The sequence below is a fragment of the Kineosporia rhizophila genome, assembly GCF_021277265.1.
GTDB lineage: Bacteria > Actinomycetota > Actinomycetes > Actinomycetales > Kineosporiaceae > Kineosporia > Kineosporia rhizophila.
Window position 1 is genome coordinate 19819 of the sequence record NZ_JAJSOH010000030.1, and the last position, 17522, is coordinate 37340.

Annotated in this window: 14 protein-coding genes; 7 read left to right on the forward strand and 7 right to left on the reverse strand. The window is 69.8% G+C overall.

Translation table 11 applies throughout. The features are described 5' to 3' along the window. Window positions 1-72: 72 nt before the first annotated feature. Window positions 73-897, reverse strand: coding sequence for an SDR family oxidoreductase (locus tag LWF15_RS29755; RefSeq protein WP_232814291.1), 825 nt, complete (start codon window positions 895-897; stop codon window positions 73-75). Between the two features lie 62 nt (window positions 898-959). Between LWF15_RS29755 and LWF15_RS29760 the strand changes: the two genes are divergently transcribed. Continuing rightward, a complete protein-coding gene (locus LWF15_RS29760) occupies window positions 960-1961 on the forward strand; it encodes a sugar-binding transcriptional regulator (protein ID WP_232814292.1) in 1002 nt (333 codons plus the stop codon). Here the strand turns inward: LWF15_RS29760 and LWF15_RS29765 are convergent. Then, on the reverse strand, window positions 1958-2878 hold the full coding sequence (locus LWF15_RS29765) for a LysR family transcriptional regulator (protein ID WP_232814293.1): 921 nt from the start codon (window positions 2876-2878) through the stop codon (window positions 1958-1960). The genes LWF15_RS29760 and LWF15_RS29765 overlap by 4 nt on opposite strands. 86 nt (window positions 2879-2964) lie before the next feature. On the opposite strand from LWF15_RS29765, the gene LWF15_RS29770 reads away from it, so the two are divergent. Continuing rightward, window positions 2965-3870: an EamA family transporter gene (locus LWF15_RS29770; RefSeq protein WP_232814294.1), complete on the forward strand. Its 906-nt coding sequence runs from the start codon at window positions 2965-2967 to the stop codon at window positions 3868-3870. Here LWF15_RS29770 and LWF15_RS29775 read toward each other — a convergent pair. Further along, window positions 3842-4228, reverse strand: a complete 387-nt coding sequence (locus LWF15_RS29775; protein WP_232814295.1) for a DUF1304 domain-containing protein — start codon at window positions 4226-4228, stop codon at window positions 3842-3844. The two genes, LWF15_RS29770 and LWF15_RS29775, sit on opposite strands and share 29 nt — an antisense overlap. A 124-nt stretch (window positions 4229-4352) precedes the next feature. On the opposite strand from LWF15_RS29775, the gene LWF15_RS29780 reads away from it, so the two are divergent. Then, complete coding sequence (locus LWF15_RS29780; protein WP_232814296.1) at window positions 4353-4919, forward strand: TetR/AcrR family transcriptional regulator; 567 nt, start codon at window positions 4353-4355, stop codon at window positions 4917-4919. A gap of 22 nt (window positions 4920-4941) precedes the next feature. On the opposite strand, the gene LWF15_RS29785 is transcribed toward LWF15_RS29780, so the two are convergent. After that, window positions 4942-5784 carry a hypothetical protein gene (locus LWF15_RS29785; RefSeq protein WP_232814297.1) on the reverse strand — a complete coding sequence of 281 codons (843 nt, stop codon included), beginning with the start codon at window positions 5782-5784 and terminating at the stop codon, window positions 4942-4944. A gap of 243 nt (window positions 5785-6027) precedes the next feature. Here LWF15_RS29785 and LWF15_RS29790 point away from each other — a divergent pair, with 243 nt between their 5' ends. Next, complete coding sequence (locus tag LWF15_RS29790; protein ID WP_232814298.1) at window positions 6028-7356, forward strand: glycosyltransferase 87 family protein; 1329 nt, start codon at window positions 6028-6030, stop codon at window positions 7354-7356. A gap of 1613 nt (window positions 7357-8969) precedes the next feature. On the opposite strand, the gene LWF15_RS29795 is transcribed toward LWF15_RS29790, so the two are convergent. Together LWF15_RS29795 and LWF15_RS29800 are read right to left on the reverse strand one after the other, a co-directional pair. Continuing rightward, window positions 8970-10559 (reverse strand): nitric oxide synthase oxygenase, encoded by a 1590-nt coding sequence (locus LWF15_RS29795; RefSeq protein ID WP_232814299.1) that lies wholly within the window; start codon window positions 10557-10559, stop codon window positions 8970-8972. Then, the gene (locus LWF15_RS29800) at window positions 10556-12733 is read right to left on the reverse strand and encodes a globin domain-containing protein (RefSeq protein WP_232814300.1); all 2178 of its coding nucleotides are present in this window, start codon (window positions 12731-12733) and stop codon (window positions 10556-10558) included. The genes LWF15_RS29795 and LWF15_RS29800 overlap by 4 nt, the downstream gene beginning before the upstream one ends. A 665-nt stretch (window positions 12734-13398) precedes the next feature. Between LWF15_RS29800 and LWF15_RS29805 the strand changes: the two genes are divergently transcribed. Then, a complete protein-coding gene (locus tag LWF15_RS29805) occupies window positions 13399-14097 on the forward strand; it encodes a response regulator (RefSeq protein ID WP_232814301.1) in 699 nt (232 codons plus the stop codon). A gap of 262 nt (window positions 14098-14359) precedes the next feature. On the opposite strand, the gene LWF15_RS29810 is transcribed toward LWF15_RS29805, so the two are convergent. Beyond that, window positions 14360-14980 carry an MFS transporter gene (locus tag LWF15_RS29810; protein ID WP_232814302.1) on the reverse strand — a complete coding sequence of 207 codons (621 nt, stop codon included), beginning with the start codon at window positions 14978-14980 and terminating at the stop codon, window positions 14360-14362. Window positions 14981-15383: 403 nt separating this feature from the next. On the opposite strand from LWF15_RS29810, the gene LWF15_RS29815 reads away from it, so the two are divergent. Both LWF15_RS29815 and LWF15_RS29820 read left to right on the forward strand, forming a co-directional pair. After that, window positions 15384-16706: an SMP-30/gluconolactonase/LRE family protein gene (locus tag LWF15_RS29815; protein WP_232814303.1), complete on the forward strand. Its 1323-nt coding sequence runs from the start codon at window positions 15384-15386 to the stop codon at window positions 16704-16706. A 148-nt stretch (window positions 16707-16854) separates the two neighbouring features. Then, window positions 16855-17496 (forward strand): DUF6518 family protein, encoded by a 642-nt coding sequence (locus tag LWF15_RS29820; RefSeq protein WP_232814304.1) that lies wholly within the window; start codon window positions 16855-16857, stop codon window positions 17494-17496. Window positions 17497-17522 lie beyond the last annotated feature (26 nt).

The following is a 17522-nucleotide window of genomic DNA, read 5'->3' on the forward strand; positions in this document are numbered from 1 at the left end:
GAGGCTGGCGGAACTCCTGAGCGGCAGGCGGCAGGTGGGTCACCAGTGACGTAAGGGTAGAGATGGGGCGTCTCAACCCCGGGCCAGGAACTCCCGCGCGCCGCGCAGCCGCGTCGCCAGACGGGCCTGGGTGCGGGTGCTGTCGAGCCGCACGTCCAGCGGCCCGGCCACTCCCGAGGCGGCGCGACTGCCCACCGGCAGCGCGGTCTCGTCCAGCCCGTCGCGACGGGCGATCAGCAGGCCCAGCTCGTGCCGGCTCACGGCGTCGGCACCGGCCAGGTGGCACACACCGCCCGGCCCGTTCGCGCGGGCCAGTTCCAGCAGTGCGCCCGCCAGGTCAGCGACGTGCACCGCGCACCTTACGTCGTCGGCGAAGAGCACCCCCGACGTGGCCCCGCTCGCCAGCGCGTGCACGAGCTTCTCGGTGGGCGAGTCACCGTTGCCCACGATCAGCGAGGTGCGGGCGATCACCGCGCCCGGCAGCAGGCCGGCCACGGCCACCTCGGCCGCCGCCTTCGCGGCGCCGTAGGCGTGCACCGGGTCAGGTCGCGCACTCTCGTCGTAGACGACCGCCTTCCCGGAGAAGAGCGCGTCGCTGGAGACCTGCACGAGCCGACCACCGATGGACGCCGTTGCGGCCGCCACGTGCATGGCACCTTCGGCGGTGGTGGCCCAGTCGGACTGCTTGTACGCGGTGTTGACCACCATGTCAGGCCGCAGCCGGTCCAGGAGGGCGGCGACCTCGGCCCGGTCGGTCACATCCAGCCGGTGCCACCGTCCCTCGCCCGCCGGCCGGGCTGAGAGGTACGTGCCGTGGACCTCACCCTCGGCCACCCCGGCCTGCTTCATCAGTTCGCCGCCCAGGTACCCACTGCCACCGATCACGAGAAGGCGCATGACCGGACTCTAGAAGGGGAGGCCGTTGGAATAGCTATTCACCAATGGCCTAGTATGCAGCAGTGACCAGCACACCCCCTCCGGACCCGTCCGCGCGCAGCCGCGACCTCGAGCCCGAACAGCTGCGCCTGCTGGTGCGGGTGGCCCGGCTGTACCACGAGCAGGGCGTGCGCCAGCCGCAGATCGCGGCCGACCTGCACATCTCCCAGCCCCGGGTGTCCCGGCTGCTGAAACAGGCCACCCAGCTGGGCATCGTGCACACCGTCGTCACCGTTCCCACCGGCATCCACGCCGACGTGGAGGAACGGCTCAAGGCCCGCTACGGCCTGCGCGACGCGGTGGTCGCCGAGGTCCCGGCCGGCGACGAGGACCGGTTGCTCTCGGTCCTGGCCGGGGCAGCCGCCGCCTACCTCGACGCCACCCTGCACGGCGGCGACGAGATCGGCCTGTCCGCCTGGAGCGCCTCCCTGCTGGCCACCGTCGAGGCGATGCGGCCCAAGCGGCCCGCCGTCGCCCGCAACGTCAGCCAGGTGCTGGGCGGCATCGGCGACCCCACCGCCCAGATGCGGGCCACCCGCCTGCTCACCCGCTTCGCCGAGGTCACCGGCGGCCAGCCGCTGTTCATGCCCACCCCGGGCCTGGTCGGCAGCCCGCAACTGCGCGAGGCCCTCACCCAGGACGCCTCGGTCGCCCAGATCGTGCGGGCCTGGGACGAGCTGACCCTGCTCCTGGTCGGCATCGGCGCCCTCTCCCCCTCACCGCTCCTGCGCAGCAGCGGCAACGCGATCACCGAGACCGACCAGCGCGAACTGCGGGAGCTGAACGCGGTCGGCGACGTCTGCCTGCGCTACTTCGACGCCGAGGGCCGGCTCGTGCCCTCCACCTTCGACCAGCGCGTCGTCGGCATCACCCCGCAGCAGTTGCTGAGCGTCGAACGCCGTCTGGCCGTGGCCGGGGGCACCGACAAGCACGCCGCCATCCGCGCCGCCCTCACCGGCGGCTGGGTCAACATCCTGATCACCGACCTGGACACCGCCGCCGCCCTGCTCGCCGAGCAGCCTTAGAGCCTCACCACGGCGGGCGGGGGCGGGTTCTGCTCGGCCGCCTCACCCAGGGCCTGCCGGAAAACCTCCACCGCACGGTGTTTGGAGCTCCCGGCCCGCACCGCGGTGAACAGCCGCCGGTGCGGGCGGCCCGGAAGCTGCACCAGCTGCAGGCCTTCCAGCAGCGCGCCCATCAGGCCGGGCAGGAAGGCGACCGCGTGCCCCTGCCGGACCAGGTGCACGTGCAGCGAGGGGTCGGGGCTCTCGAACCGCACCCGCGGCTCGAACCCGGCCTCACGGCAGACGATGTCGGCCCAGCGCCGGGCCGTGGAATTGGGTGGGTCCAGCGCCCAGGGCAGCTCGGCCAGGTCCGACAGCGAGGCCGGGCGCTCGCTGAGCGGCCCGTGCCGCGGCAGGGCCAGCAGCATCGCATCGTGAGTCAGCACCGACAGGTCCACCCCGGCGCGCACCGGTTCGGGCACACCGGGATGCTCCTCCCCCAGGATCAGGTCGAAGTCGTGGGCCAGCAGCCCGTCGTAGGCCGGGGACACCTCGCGCTGAGTGATCGCCACCTCCAGGCGCGGATGGGCCTGGGCCAGCACGCTCAGCGCCACCGGGGCCAGGCTGAGCACCACGCTCTGGAACGAGGCCACCCGCAGCAGCCCCCGGATCTCCGGCTGGGCGGCCGACAGCTCGGCCTCGGCCAGCTCCAGCTGGGCCAGGACCGCCTCGGTGTGCCGCACCAGGTTCAGCGCGTCGTCGGTCAGCCGCACCCGGCGCCCGACCTTCACCAGCAGCGGCACCCCCACCTCCCGCTCCAGCTGGGTGAGCTGCTGGGAAATGGCCGAGGGGGTGTAGCTCAGCACCCGGGCAACTTCCGCGAGAGTCCCAGAACGGTTCAGTTCGTGCAGGATTCGCAAACGGGACAGATTGAGCACAGAAACAGACCCATCAGCTCATCTAATGCTTTCCGTTGACTAACGTTCACTAGACTAAATGAAGGTTGGCCCACGATGCTGGCCGCATGCCCCGCACGTCCAACACGTCCAACCCTGCCGTCCTGCTCGTTCTCGGCTCCTGCATTTCCCTGCAGTTCGGCGCCGCCCTCGCAGCCCAGTTGTTCCCCACCCTCGGCGCCTGGGGAACCACCACGCTGCGACTGGGCATAGCGGCCCTGGTACTGCTGGCCATCGCCCGCCCGGCGGTCCGCGCCTGGAAGTGGGACCAGTGGCGCGCCACCTTCGCCCTGGGCCTGGCCCTGGCCGGGATGAACGGCTTCTTCTACGCCGCGATCGAGCGCATCCCGCTGGGCACCGCCGTCGCCATCGAGTTCCTCGGCCCGCTGGCCCTCGCCGCCCTGCTCACCCGCACGGGCCGCGACCTGGTCTGGGTCGGCCTGGCCCTGCTCGGCATGGCCGTCCTCGGCCTCGAGAGCCTGCTCAGCACAACCGGTCTCGACCCGCTGGGCGTCGGCTTCGCCCTGATCGCCGCGGTGTTCTGGGCCCTGTACATCCAGACCGGCGCCCGAGTCGGCATTCTCGTGCCCGGCACCGGCGGCCTGGCCATCGCTCTGGCCGTGGCCACCCTGGCCGTCTCCCCGCTCGGCCTGTCCGGCGCCACCGCCGTGACCGAGGCCCCGCACCTGCTGCTGATCGCCCTCGGCACCGCGCTGCTGGCCTCGGTGATCCCCTACACCCTGGAACTGGCTGCGATGCGCCGGGTTCCGCGCAACGTGTTCGGCATCCTGCTCAGCCTGGAACCCGTCGCCGCCACCGCGATCGGCTGGCTGCTGCTGCACCAGCACGCGGGGCCGCTGCGCCTGGCCGCGGTCGTCCTGGTGGTCGCCGCCAGCGTCGGCTCCAGCCTCTCGGCCGGCCGCGCGGCGCGCGAGGAGGAGCCGGTCAGCTCGCCAGAACCAGTACGAGGGTGAGAGCGGGCGGCACGAACTGCGGCACCGCCGAACGCAGGTAGCGCCGGCCCGTCGTGGCCAGCACCACACCCGCCAGGGCCATGCAGGCACTACCGAACACCACCAGCGACTTACCCACCACCAGCGCATCGCCCTCGCCGTGGATCAGCACCAGCCCCACGGCGAGGCCGATCGCCAGCGCCAGGTTGTAGAAGCCCTGGTTGTAGGCCATCGGCCGGATCGTCTGGGCCTCGGCCGCACCGGCCACGCCGAAGCGCCCGAACACGGCCGGGCGGGTCCACAACACGCTCTCCAGCGCGAACGCGGCCACATGGAAGAGCACCGCCAGAACTCCGGTGACGGTCGCGGCGATGAGCACGATTTCTCCTCTGAACCGGCCTGATCTCATTCGATCGGCCTGGAAACATTCCGGACCGCTCGGTCCGATCCGCTACTCTGGACCGACCGGTCCGGAAAGTCAACCGGCCGCGGAGGAGACGAAGATGGCGCGCAGCAAGGAGTTCGACGACCTCACCGCGGTCACGGCGGCCCGGGACGTGTTCTGGGAACGCGGCTACGCCTCCACCTCCCTGGCCCAGCTCCAGGCCGCCACCGGCCTCAGCAAGTCCAGCCTGTACGAGACGTACGGCAGCAAACGCGGCCTCTTCTCCCGCGCCGCCGAGAACTACCTCGAGCACATCATCACGCCACGTCTGCGCCCCCTGGAGGAAGCTGACGCCGGGCGGGACGAACTGGTCGCCTACTTCGAGGGCCTGACCGACTACTTCACCCGCGCTCCCGAGCACGTCACGCGGCGCGGCTGCCTGCTGCTGAACACCTCGATGGACCTGAACGACCTCGACGAGGACGCCGCCCAGTTGATCCGTGACTACCGCGCCCGGGTCCACGCGGCCTTCCTGGGTATTGCCGGCCGAACCAGGGACGATCCGGCGCCAGAAGCCGAGATCCTCACCGCTGCACAGATCGGGTTGATGGTCACTGCCCGGCTCGACCCGGCCGTGGCGGCGCATCTCGCCCGCAGCCTGGCCCACCGCGTTCAGGCCTGGTGAGTTCCAGCCGGCGGTGCTGGCCTCAGCCGGCGTCGCAGATCTGCGTGACCTGCGACTGGCTGCGCCCGATCCACCCCGCCACCTCGGTCACGCCCTTCCAGCGGCCGTTCGCATCACGCTTCACGTACTGTCGCACGAGCGCATCCCTCACCTCGGTGGCCGCCCGCCGCCGCGCCTGCGCCGTGAGCAACTCCACCGTGACCTGGTAGTACTCAACCCGAGCCGACTCGACGTCAACCGGCGCCTCAACCGCGCGGGCCCTCGCCAGCGTCCTCAATTCGCTCTCGCCCATGAGCTTCAGCTCGGCGGCGGGGGCCAGAGCCGCAGCTCGGGCTGCGAAGAACTCGTCCGGCTGCCAGTGCCCCGCCTTCTGCAGGCCCTGACCGGCCCTGGGATCGAAGCAGGTCAGGATCCAGGCCAGACGCGCGCGCTCGCTGCGGCACCGGTCAACCACCCCCTCGACCTCCTGCAGCAGGCTCGCCACCACCTTGAGCCGGGCCGGCAGCTCGGTAGCCGTGGGGGCGCCGCCCACCTCGGCCCTCACCCAGGCCGACTCCCGGGCGGTGATCTCGTCGGCGTCAGGGATGCGCAGCCCCGAGCGGGTGCGCTGCTCCTTGGCCGGGGCCTGCGGCAACGGAAGCTCCTGCACGTCGGCCCGCTGTTCCCCCGCCAGCTCCCGCCCCTGCTTACGCCGCTTGGACACCGACTGCCGCGACGCCCCGAGCAGACCCGCGATCTGCTCCACACCCCAGCCGGCCTCGTCGATGAGCGCAGCGACATAGCCGCTCAGCACGGCGGACCGCTCACGGTCGGCCTGCAGCTCCTGGAGCTGCCGCGCGACCACCGCCTCCGGACCCTCCGGCATGCCTCACCCCACTCACCCGATGCGGCTGACAACCTACCCAGTGTCGACCTAGGGGCCAGCGACGCCCCTGCCGCGCGGGCAGAGCGGCCGGTCGAGCGTCATACGTGAAGTGTCCGAACAGTCCTATGGACGTTTGTGGCTCCGACGCGGGAACGGCGGCTGACGTCGTGGAACCGGATGTTGGCCGATCATTCGCGCCGACGCGACCGGCCCGTTCGCACACAACCCCTATGGTCAGGCCCCGTGTCCCGGCCTACCCGCGCGCTCGCCCTGGGGTTGCTGCCCCTGCTGCTGCTCACCGGTCTGATCCTGGTGGTCGCCGCCGGTCTGAAGTCGTACTGCCTGACCGACTGGCAACCCGGGGACCAGCCGAAGGTCTGTTACAACGACATCCAGACCCTCTGGCACCTGCGCGACATGGACCAGCACGTCGCTCCCTACCAGGGCGCGGTCGAGCACACCGTCGATGCGCAGGGGCACGAGGTCATCCGGCTGGGGGCCGGACAGATCGAGTACCCGGTGGTGACTGGGGTGTTCGCCTGGCTGAGCTCGCTGCCGGTGGACTCGGTGAACGGGTTCTGGATCGTCTCGGCCCTGGCCCTGACCCCGTTCGCCTTTCTCAGCGTCCTACCGCTGTACCGCATCGTCGGCCCTCGGGCCCTGCTGTTCGCCCTCTCCCCCCAGCTGGCCGCCTACGCCTACCTGAACTGGGACCTGCTGCCGGTCGCGGCGACCGCCGGGGCGCTGTGGGCGTGGCACCGACAGCGCTACCTGCTGGTGGGAGTGCTCGCCTCGGTGGGGGCGTGCGCCAAGATCTACCCCGGCTTCCTGCTGCTGCCGTTCCTGATCGCGCTGCTCCTGGACCGCCGGGTGGCCGACGGCGCCCGGATGGTCGCGGCGGCCGCCGGCACGGCGCTGGCGTTGAACGTGCCGTTCATGGTGGCCAACTTCGAAGGCTGGTACGGGCCTTTCGCCATGCAGTCGAGACGCGTGAACGACAAGACCACGAACTCGATCTGGTACTGGCTCTTCGACGCTCATCAGACCTCCATCGCCAACCTGTGCGCCTGGGCCGCCGTCTTCGCGCTGTGGGGCGTGCTGATCCGCGTGGGCGTACAGCGCCGGCGTAGCGAGGGAAGCTTCCCGGCGCTCGCGGTGGCCGGGGCGATGGTGGCCGGTTACATCGCGGTGGGCCGCGTCGACTCCCCTCAGTACGGCCTGTGGCTCGTGCCGTTCCTGGTCGTGCTGGCCGTGCCCTGGCGCTGGGTCGCGGTGTTCACCGTGACCGACATCTGGCTGTGGGCTCAGTGGTCGTGGTTGTGGGGCACCCCGGGCTGGATGGGCAACGCGGCCATGCTGGCGCGTGGGCTGACCGTGCTGGCGCTGGCATTCGTGCTGGCTCGGAGCCTGGAGATCAAGCCCACCGGTAGCCAGGGCGCCGGGGAACGCCGAGCCACCACGAACAACCAACCGAGCAGCCCGCAGACCAGTAGTGGCGCGGCCACGTGGCGCACCCCCAGCATGACCTCCGTGGCCAGCGACGAGGGCACGTCCGCGCGGCCTGGTACGTAGGAGATCGCCATCACGGCCAGCCTCGTCACCAACAGACCTTCGAGCAACAAGGGGACGTCGGCGAGGACGAACGCTATCCACAGAGGTGCGTCGTACCAGGGAAGAACGTACGGAGCAGCCACGGGGTAGGCCAGGGAGAGCACCAGCAGGGCGCGGGCTGCGCTACGGAGCTCGACGTCGGTACCCACGCTGGCGAAGTGCACGGGCTGCCAGATGCGGCGCGCGGCAACGATCACCAGCACGGCGAGCGCAGCGAAGAGCAGGGGCAGCAGGTCACGAGCCGCCGGCCCGAACAGCACCTCCAGCAGGCTGATCAGGGTCCGCCAGGGGCTGGCGATGGAGACGAAGTGGCTGGCTTTCTGCGTCTGGGCGTAGGTGTGCGGCCCGGCCCACGCATGGGCCGGCACCAGGACCAGGGCGGCGCCGACCAGCGCCGACGTGGTGGCTGCAGCCACTTCCACGGCCGGCCGCCGGTGGATCGCCCACCATGCGGCCGCGGCCACGGCCAGGTAGGGCAGCTTCGTGCCTGCAGCCAGGGCGAAGGCCACGCCCGCCAGGCCCCACAGCGGCACCCGCACCAGCAACCCGTCCATTGTTGGGTTCTGGCGGCGGGTCAGGATGAGCAGCGCCACGCCCGCTACCGCGGCCGCCACGGACACCGTGTCCAGGTGGGCACCACCCACAAGCACGGCCAGGAGCGCGGGGTTCAGCAGCCACAACACCGCCACTCGCCCTCTGACGCGCTGGTTCTCGCCGGCCAGCCGGTACAACAGCGCGCCGGTGACCAGGAACGCCGCCCCCACAACGAGTTGCAGCAGCCACACGGTCAGCCGCAGGTCCCCCGCCCCGACCATCGCCGCCACCTCGAACAGCGCCGTGGCGACCGGCCCGTACACACTGGTCGTGCCCTCCCACGGAGCCTCGACCGCCCCGATCACCGCGTCTGCCGTGGGCCAGGTGTTCGGCGCGACCACGTACGGGTCAACCCCCAGCGCACTGATCCGGCCGTAGGCGGCGTAGCTGAGATGGTCAGCCGAACCGAAAGGTGCGACGAGAACCGCGAGCGTCGTCATCAGTCCGGCCGCCGCCCAGGTCAGGCTCCTGCGCGGGGCCCAGCCCGCCCGGAGCGCTTTGAGCGCCTGCCAGGTGCCCAGTGCCGCCAGGAGGTAGCCGCCGGTCAGCAGAACGATGACGAGTGCGGGCGCCGGGGCGAGTCCGAGGTCGTAAGGCGGTGACCAGTGGCGGGGGCCCAGGGGCGGCGTGGCCGCAGAGGCGCCCAGGAGCGAGGGGATGAACAGCAGGACGAACGCCGCGGCCAGACACGCCAGCGCGGCGTGGGGTGTCTGCTTCTGGCCCCGGGCAAACCCCGTCCTCCCCCAGCCCCTAGGGGGCCGGGAGGTGCCCCCACCGGGGAGAGGGACGAGGCGAGACGAAAAGTTGAGAAGGGATCCGGCCCCGGTACTGCACTTCGACCAAAAGCCCTGTTCAGCCGGTGTCTGCCTGACCCTCGTCACGTTTCCCGATCGAACCGGACGTGACGATCCGTGGCGTGAAAGCTACGCGCGAGCGCCGCGACCTTCGGGTGAACACTCGGCGCGCCGGCGCCCGCCCGGCTACATCTGGCGGTGCGTCACCGGGCAGCCGCGCGGCTCGGTCGGCTGGTCGTCCTCGTTCCAGGCCGGCGCGTACTCGTACGTGCCCACCGGCTGGGCGGCCGTGACCTTGGCGTGGCGGCCGTGCTGGCCCGCCTGCAGCCCCGTCTCGGTGGTGCGGTCCAGGTCGGCGATGTGCACCGGCACGCCCGGGCGCAGCGACTTCACGGTGAGCCAGTGCTTCACCAGCGTCGCGCCCCGCTCCTGGGGCAGGTGCGGCAGCGGGTGGCTGGGGAAGCGGAACCGCGAGCCGATCCGGTTGGACGTCCAGCCGGTGTCGTTCGGCGGCATCTCGCCGTGGGTGGTCAGGTGGCGCTGGCAGAACTTGGCGAAACCGCTCTGGCTGGCCGAGAGGTTGTTCATCTTCATCCGGGACTGCTTGAACCCGGCACGGATGGCCCGCAGCGTGGCGATCTCGATCTGCGCCATCCGGTACTCGTCGAACCGGTCGGTGGCCGAGAGCATCTGCTGGTCGACCGGGCCGTGGATGGCCTCGCCGATCCGGTCGGCCCAGTTGTAGCGGCGCGGGTCGAGGAAGTTGGTGGCCAGTTCCTCGTCCACGTACCAGCCGTTGAAGATGGTGCAGAAGCGCTGCCCGGCGATGTCCAGGTCGAAGTTGGTCTGCAGCGGGATGGCCGGCCAGCAGGCGAACGGCTCGCCGTAGCCGGAGTCGTCGGCGCGGCCCTTGCTCTCCGGGTGGTGCGGCCAGGGGATGTCGATCAGGTAGCGGCTGCTGTTCGGCACCGAGGCCATGACCAGCTCGCCGTCGGCGCCCATCGCGATCATCGGCAGCACGTCGAACGAGCCGGGACGGTACCCGGGCATGGGCTCGATCAGGTCCTCGGCCCCGTAGGAGCGCACCCAGTCGGTGACGTCGAGATACCCACCGTCGCCGGTCCACCCACCGTCGGCCGTGCGGTACCCGGCGGCCCGCAGCATCTGCTCGGTGACGAACATCTGCCCGAGCTCACCCGGCGCGATCGGCGCACCCAGCACGGTGATCACGGTCTGCGGCGGCACCGGCGCGTTCATCGCCAGGTCGGCGTGCTCCACGGCGGCATGCAGCATGTCGACCGCGCTGCGCACCTCGGGCCGGTACTGGATGACGGCGTGCTGCAGCGCGTGCTGACGGCCCGAGCAGCGGTCGGAGTTGATCCAGGAGTAGCGCACCCAGAACTGGATCTCGTTGGGCCGGACACTGAACGTGCGGCCCGGCCCGACCTCGGCGATCAGCTCGACCAGCCGGGCGCGGCGGGCGTTGGCGGTGAGTTCCTCGGCCGTGAACCCGCAGACCGAGGCCATTTCCGGGTCACGGTCCAGCCACTCGTACATGAGCTGCCACTCCGCGACCACCCGGTCGGGGTCGATCGGCGGGCGCTCGGTGTCGTGCCGGAACGCCGTGGTGGGGCGGAACAGCGGGTGCTCCCCCGTACTCGGAACCGACAGCGGCAGGCCGGCCGGAGCCGTACCCGTCTTCACCTGCACGGTGGGCGCCGCAGCGGCGAACGTTGTCTCGCCGTAGCCGGTGCCGCGGTGGAGGTGCTGGGTCATACGGTGCCCTGCCAGGATTCGGCCGGCTGCCCCGGCTGCGGTTGCGTGGCGCGCGGGGTGGCGACCGGTATGCCGTGAGGCTGCGTGGCGTAGGGGCTGGGCTGCATCAACTGCTCGCCGGTCACCTCCTGCTGCTGCTGTTGGTACTGCTGCATGCCGTACTCGGCCGCACCTTGGTGGGCCCCGCCGTACCGGTTGCCGGTGGCCTGAGCCGAGCCCGGCGCGGCATACGACGTCTCGCCGTACTGCTGGTCAGCAGGCTGCGCGTACTGAGCGTCGGAGTACTGGGCCCCGTACTGCCCCTCGCCCGGCTCGCCGTACTGGGCCTGGCTGTACTGGGCCTGGCTGTACTGAGCCTGGCCGTACTGGGCGTCGCCGTACTGAGCCTGACCGGACTGGCCCTGACCGTAGTGAGCCTGACCGGACTGGCCCTGACCGGACTCAGCCTGGCCGTACTGAGCCTGGCCAGGCTGCTGGGCGTCCGGCTGACCGTACTGACCCGCGCCGGCCTGCTGGGCGTACTGCCCCTCGGCCGCCTGGTCATAGCCCTGGGCGTAGCTCTGGGGGTCGGCGTACTGCTGTTCCGCGAACTGCCCCTGCGCGTACTGCTGCTGCCCGTACTGACTTTCGGCGTACTGACTTTCGGCGTACTGCCCCTCGGCGTACTGGCCTTCGACGTACTGCGACTGGCCGTGCTGGCCCTCGACGTACTGCGACTGGCCGTGCTGGCCCTGGGCGTACTGCTCCTGGCCGTACTGACCTTCTGCGTACTGACTCTCGGCGTACTGAGCGTCCCCGTACTGACCTTCCGCGTACTGTCCTTGGTCATACTGACCAGCGGCGTACGGCTCAATGGCCTGCCCACCGGCATACCCCTGGCCGTACTGCGCGTCACCGGGCGCAGCGGCGTACTGCGCACCCTGCCCGTACTGCTGAACAGCCTGCCCACCGGCGTACGGCTCAACGGCCTGCCCACCGGCATACCCCTGGCCGTACTGAGCATCACCAGGCGCAGCGGCGTACCCCGCCTCGCTGTACTGCGCGGCCTGCCCGTACTGGGCCGCAGCCTGGTCGTCCCCGTACTGCGACTGCCCGGCGAACTGCTGGTTGTTCTGCTGCCCGTACTGCGGACCGGACGCGAACTGCGACCCCGCCCCGAGAGCCAACTGCTGCGTCGCCGGTTGCTGCACTCCGGCCTGCTGCTGGGCCAGAGCCCGCTGCTGAGCCGCCTGCTGCTGGGCCAGAACCTGCTGCTGGGCAGCCTGCTGCTGATTGCCGTACTGGTGATCGATGTACTGCTGCTCGTGCTGCGAAGGTGCAGGCTGCGGCGCCTCCTGCTGAGCCGGCGGCGCGTACAGAGCGGGCGGAGCGGCATACATCGCCGGAGGAGCGGCGTACAGCTGCGGCGCCTCCTGCCCCTGAGCCTGCCCCTGGCCCGAGCGATCGACCGGCAGCTGCCCCGTACGCGGCCGCCGAACCCCGGCCGGCGTGGTCTTCGGCCCAAGGGCAGCAGCCCTCGAACCCACCGCAGGAACAGCCCCCGTGCTGGGCCCCGAACCGCCCCGGGCAGCCGAAACAGCCCCGCCTGAGGTAGCCGCCGCACCGGCGCGACCGCCCGCCCCGGTCGCCCCCGGCACCCGCCGCTCGGGAGCCACGGGAGCGGCCAGCTGGGACGCGTCCCGCTGGGGCGCCGACTGCGCCACGACCTGCTTGTCCTCGACCTCGGCACCGTCGGCGCCGTCGATCATCACCGCGGCCATCCACTCGTACACGGCCATCCAGCTGGATGCCACCGTTGTCTCCAGGTACCCGCCGTTCAACGCGCGCAGGGCGCGGACCAGGGCGTGGGCCACGTAGACGTAGAGGTCGTTGGTGATGCCGTACTTGTGCCGGTGGATCGCTCCCCAGCGGCGCAGCTGCGCCTCGACCATCTCCGGACGGTCCAGGTGGTTGACCGCCATGAGGATGGCCTTCAGCAGACGATCGTTCTGCTGGGTCATGTCCGGCGGGAACAGCGGACGGGCCTGGGGCGCCATGTCGAACAGCTGCTTGTAGAACTCCTCGGTCAGCGCGGTGCTGTCCTTCGGCAGGGACTGGCAGCTCTTGCGCACGACCTCGATCGTCCGCGCATCGAATGGAGGGAGTTCCTCCAGTCGTCGCGGTTCGCGAAACATCCAGTTCTCCCTAGAGATGCAACCGTCGGCAGGCGCAAGGCAGGAGCAGGGCCACCGGATGACGAAGCGTCGAGCACCGTTCTACAAAAGAACCAAAAGAACATGCAAGCTCGACAAAACTTACGAAACCCGGTGACAGCCCGTCTTGAAGCGATGACCAGCACTCATACGAAGTCGTGGTGCACAGGATCTCTTTGGCCGGCACAGACGCGGGAGCGCAGGGCACAACCGCCGCAACCGCGTCAAGATCAGAATGAATCTCGCTGCCCGGAAACACGGTTCGCCGAGCAAACATTCCGGCGTCATGCAAAAGCGGGCGACAATTTCCAATCAGGCTTCGCCCTCCGGCAATTCAACTACTCTCGGCACACTGATGCAAACTCTGCGTGGACACAGAGGATTCACTTCGTTCCCGAGTGATCCAGATCATGCCGCCCGGCCCGCCACAGACGTCCCTCATCGGATACGACGAAAATCCACAGCCCACTCACATGTGGCACCTACCCCTACGATGTCTCCCAACCTGGGGCTCGAATCTGCGAGCGTCGTACGTCACGCCATGATCTGGGATCGGCCGCTCGCGCAAGGAGGATGATGAGGTTCCGCCTCCAGCCGGCAGCGTTCTGTCCGGCCTGTTTCTCCCCGTGCGTGGCCCGGGCGGGCGCATGAGTCCCGACCACCTGATCCGCACGCTGATCGTGGAACCCGATCCGGTTGTCGCGAGTCTGCACAGCGAGTATGTGAAGAAGACGGCCGATTTCACTGTCGGTGGCGTCGCGTACACAGGTGCCGAGGCTCTGCAGCTGCTCGACACCGAACCCTTCGGCCTGATCCTGCTCGACCTGCAACTGCCCGACATCAGCGGCCTGGAGCTGTGCCGGATCCTGCGCGCCCGCAACAGCCCGGTGGACATCATCGTGATCACCGCGGCCCGCCAGATCGGCCTGGTGCGCTCGGCCCTCTCCTTCGGGGTGGTGCACTACCTGCTCAAACCCCTGACGCTGCGCAGTTTTCAGGGGCACCTGCGCCGCTACGCCACCTACCACCGCCGCACCACCGACTCCACCGGGCCGATCAACCAGTTCGACATCGACTCGGCCATCGCCCAGCTGCGCCCCGACGTGCGCTCGGAAGTCGTTGCCTCCCGCGCCACCTCGCTGCGCACGCTCGATCACGTGGCGTCACACCTGCGCACCTCGAGCACCCCAGTGACCGCGAACGAGGTGGCCGAGGCCCTGGGAATCTCCCGCGTCACGGCCCGCCGCTACCTGGAAGAGCTCACCGCCCGCCGGATGGCTGCCCAGACCCAGCGCTACGGAAGCTCGGGCCGGCCGCGAAATCTCTACCACTGGCACGCAGAGTAGGCGAACAACTACCAATTTGAGGACGAGTGCGCACACCGACTGCGGCCACTCACCTCGGGTGTGTGGTTCGTTTCTGGTCAGTCTTCCCGCGTCCTGCCGCTGCCCGTACTTCGCGAGCCAACGCTGGGCGCCGCGAAGGTTGCGCACCAGACCAGCGCCAGGGGCCCGGCCAGCCCACAGATCAGCAGGCCGGCGAACAGCCAGCGGTTCGGCCCACGACGAGCCCGTTCTCGGACCGAGGCAAGTGGCTCCCCCGGACTGGTCATGCCGCATCGGCGCGGGTGCCGTGCTGGGCGAGCCAGGCCTTCGCCCGTCGTACGTTGCGCCAGGTGAACGGCAGCGAGCAGAAGAAGCCGAGCGCCCCCACCCCGACGAAGAGGTCGGCGACGAGTACCCGCTCGTCCGAGAGGAGCCGGTTCGCGCTGATCAGCACCATGACCGGAAGCAGCAGGTACAGCGTCCAGCGCTGCATCACCGTGCGCTCGGCCAGATCCTGGGCGAGCGGCTGGTCGCGGGGTTCGACCGCCTGGCCAGACCGGATGGCCTTGTTGATCGCCTTACGGCGTTCGCGATCCACGCCGGCGGCCAGCACCGGGCTCAGCCAGCGCACGCCCCGGCGCCGCAGCCACCAGAACACCGGCAGCGTCACCAGGATGGGCAGCACACCGGCCAGGGTGATGAGAAGCCAGACCCACCAGGGCGTTCCGCCGTCGTCCGAGTCCTCGGCCGCGATGATGCCCACGGCCACCGCCAGCGGGGTAACGAGCAGGCAGACGATCATCGTGCCGAAGAACCAGCGGTCGGTGCGGCGCTTGGCTCGTGCCCCGATCTCGGCGAGCTCCTGGTCGTCACCGCCGGTTGTGGCCGGCCTCGCGGTTACCAACCCCGGGTCTGTCCTGGGTATGACCCCGGAATCGTTCGGCCGGTCCTTCTCCGTGTCCGCCACCCGCACATGATCACGTCGGTGATCACGCTCCGCATCTCAAAACGCCACAAACCTGTCCTCAGCCATCCGGAGCTCATCCCGTCCGACGTTGCGCCACGAACGCCCGACCCCCTGGCCACCCGACCGCGCGCAATATGTCCGCTTATGCCCGCCCGATCGAACCGCCGCGTATCCCTTGACGGACCCGCGGGTCGGAGTGAACCTGTTGGAGGCAATCGGTTCCGAAGATCGCTTGCCCAAAGGGTTTTGGGGTTTCTCAGGGCGCACTGCGCCTTCCGCGAGAGCCGACCACAGACGCCGGGGCGCTGACGTCGGCTTCCTTCCGTTGGGGGAACGAAGGATGGACAACGACACCTTCAGCCAGCCTGCCCACCACTCAGCCCTTACCTCGGCCCAGGCACCGTCCCGCCGTTCGGTGCTGGCCGCGGCCGGGCTCCTCCCCCTCCTGCCGGCGTCCCCGCAGTTCACCGCCCTCGGAGCCCGTCCGAAGAGGCGGGCGGCCAAATTCGCGGTCACGTACACCGATTTCGCCGCGGTCACCCCCAGCTATCTCACGCCCACCCAGTGCTGGAACTCCCTGGGCCTGGACGACCAGAACCGGGTGTACATCAACTGGACCAGCACACGCTCCGACGGCCGGGAAGACACAGCGCTGTTCCGCTACACCCCCAGCTCCGGCCGCAAGGAGTTCCTCGGCAGCTTCATCGACGTGGCCACCCGCCAGAACAACCTGGCCCGCGGCGAGCAGATCCCCAAGGGCCACACCCGGATCGTGCAGGTCGGGCGCAAGCTGTACATGGGCTCGCAGGGCTTCCACGACTTCAAGGGCGCGATCGACACGCTGCCCGACTACCGGGGCGCCCACCTGTTCAGCTACGACCTCGACACCGGCGCCTTCGACGACGTCAGCCGGCACCTGCCCGGCGGCGTGGTGATCAAACACCAGGGCATCGTGGCGCTCAGCTACTCCCCCGAGCACAAGCTGCTGGTGGGGCTGTCCCACCCGCACGGCGACATCATCCTGTTCGACCCGGCCACCGCCACCGTGCGCAAGGTGGTCAAGGGCATCCCCTGGGCGCTGAACAAGATGGTCAGCCGCGAGATCGTGGTCACCCGCACGGGCAAGGTGTACACCTATCGCGGCCCGGAAGACCCGGCGCTGCGCGGCAACAGCAACCCCGTGTGGGAGTACGACATCGCCACGGGCAAGCACCGCAACACCGGGATCAAGCTCAAGGGCGGGTTCTGGAACGGCCAGGCGGTCACCGCCGACCGCAGCAAGATCTACCTCAGCACGGTGACCGGCAACCTGTACCGGCTGGACGTGGCCACCGGCGCCTTCACCTCACTCGGCTCTTTCATCGACCCGGCCGACTACAACCACGCCAACAAGTACCGGGTCATGTACCTCTACGGCATCGGGCTCACAGCGAACGAGAAACAGCTCCTGGGCTGGCCGATCATCGCCCCGACGGCCGGCGACGAGGGCGGCGGCACCCGGCTGGTCAGCTACAGCATCCCCGATGCCAAGGCGACGAAACAGATCGACTCCCCGATCGCGGCCTTCACCGGCAGCAACCACCGCGATCCCAAGGGCCGCTTCTACCAGGCCGCGTTCGACTGGGACCACAACTGCCAACTCGCCATCCTGTCGCCGAAGTAGCAGTGCCCACCACCGACGTCCTCAAAGCACAAACCCGACCCGAACCAGAGGACGTCGGCCTCAGGTACCGCTCGAATCGTCCTCTTGTTCAGTGGCCCGGCACCACAGAAGGACGCCGGCCCGCACCAGTGCGGGCAGGATCACCTGGGTGAGCGAGCCGACGATGCGTCAGAATCCGCTGTACGAGAACCGTTTCGATGATCCGGCGGTCGCCGCGCTGGTGGTGGCGGTGCTCAGCTTCGTTCTGGGTGGCCTCACCGCGTACGCGCAGACCGTGCTGCCCTACTCGATGTTCTCCCTGGCCAACTCGGCCAACGGGTGGACGGCGCTGATGGTGGTGCTCCTGCTGTGGGTGCGCCCCGGCGTACGGCTGGCCGCCGTGCTCGGTTCGGTCAGCGGCGTGCTGCTCATGCTGGGGTACACGGCCGCGCTGGCGCTGTACGGGCACGCGTACGACCCGTTGCTGTGGACGTTGTCGGGTGCCGTTGCTGGTCCGTTCATCGGAGTGGCCACCGCGTGGCTGCGTGAACGCGGCGGTCGGGCTGCCCTGGGTACGGCGGCGCTGACCGGCGTGACCATCGGCGAATCGCTGTACGGCCTGACGGCGGTGAGCCAGAGCACCAGCCCGGTGTACTGGACGGTGAGCGGGCTGGCGGGGCTGCTCTTCCTGCTCGGGATGCTGGCGTGGCGTATCCGGGGATGGGCGCCTCTAGTCCTCACCTTGGCCGGCACGGCAGCGGTGGTCGTGGTGTTCATCCCGGTCTTCGGCACCGTCGGAACGTATGCGTGAGGTAGGGGCAGCGCGTAAACGTGCAT